Source organism: Natronococcus jeotgali DSM 18795, assembly GCF_000337695.1.
In the GTDB taxonomy this organism is placed as follows: Archaea; Halobacteriota; Halobacteria; order Halobacteriales; family Natrialbaceae; genus Natronococcus; species Natronococcus jeotgali.
Window position 1 is genome coordinate 1 of the sequence record NZ_AOIA01000130.1, and the last position, 1,255, is coordinate 1,255.

Genomic DNA, 1,255 nt, shown 5'->3' on the forward strand with positions numbered 1-1,255 from the left:
ATGTGTATAAGAGACAGGACCGGATCGGGACACTCCAGATCCTGCTCGATGCCGTCCAGGCCGGCGTGGATCATGGTCGCGATCGCGAGGTAGGGGTTACAAGAGGGGTCGGGCGAGCGCAGTTCGACCCGCGAGGCCGCGGGGACGCGGGCCGCCGGCTTGCGGATCAGCGACGAGCGGTTGCGGTCCGACCAGGCGACGTAGACCGGGGCCTCGTAGCCCGGCACCAGGCGCTTGTAGCTGTTGACCGTCGGGTTCGCGACGGCGGTGATCGCGGGGGCGTGCTCGAGCAGGCCGGCGGTGAACGAACGCGCCTCGTCGGAGAGGTCGAACTCGTCGTCCTCGTCGTGGAAGGCGTTCTCGCCGTCCTCGGTGAACAGCGAGAGGTGGGTGTGCATCCCCGAGCCGTTGACCTTCGGGATCGGCTTGGGCATGAACGTCGCGTGGTAGTCGTGCTGGGCCGCGATCGCGCGAACGACGGTGCGGAAGGTTGCGACGTTGTCGGCGGTCGTCAGCGCGTCGTCGTACTCGAAGTTGATCTCGTGTTGGCCCTCCGCCACTTCGTGGTGACTGGCCTCGACCTCGAAGCCCATGTCCTCGAGCCCGTAGATGATGTCCCGGCGAACGTCGCTGGCGAGGTCCTTCGGCGCGAGGTCGAAGTAGCCGCCGTGGTCGTTGGTCTCGGTCGTCGCGTGGCCGTCCTCGTCCTCCTCGAACAGGAAGAACTCCGGCTCGGGTGCGGCGTTGACGGTGTACCCCATCTCCTGGGCCCGATCGAGGGCCTTCTTGAGGACGTACCGCGGGTCACCCTCGAACGGTTCGCCCGTCGAGGTGTCGATCACGTCACAGATCATCCGCGCGGCGGCGCTGTCCTCCTTGTCCCTCCAGGGAAGGACGGCGAAGGTCTCGGGGTCGGGCTTGAGGCGCATGTCGGACTCCTGAATGCGAACGAAGCCCTCGATCGAGGACCCGTCGAAGTAGATCCCCTCCCTGAACGCCTTCTCGGCCTGCCGGGCCGGAACCGAGACGTTCTTGACGGTCCCGAGGATGTCGGTAAACTGCAGGCGAAGGAAGTCGACGCCCTCGGCTTCGATTTCGTCCAGTACCTCCTGTTCTACCGTGGTCAGGTTCCCATCTGACATCTTCTACTCGAGTTATCCAACGGATCCCACTATTAAAGCTCTGCTGTTGTGGGCGAATATACTCGATACCGCGGAAAAGTGGATGATCGTAAACACGATATCCCGCTGGGTGG

Annotated in this window: 1 protein-coding gene; it reads right to left on the reverse strand. The window is 64.2% G+C overall.

The annotated features are described in order from the left end of the window. Positions 1 to 1,142, reverse strand: a 1,142-nt coding sequence (gene glnA / locus C492_RS15410; RefSeq protein ID WP_008425258.1) for a type I glutamate--ammonia ligase, incomplete at its 3' end; no start/stop codon positions are given. Positions 1,143 to 1,255 lie beyond the last annotated feature (113 nt).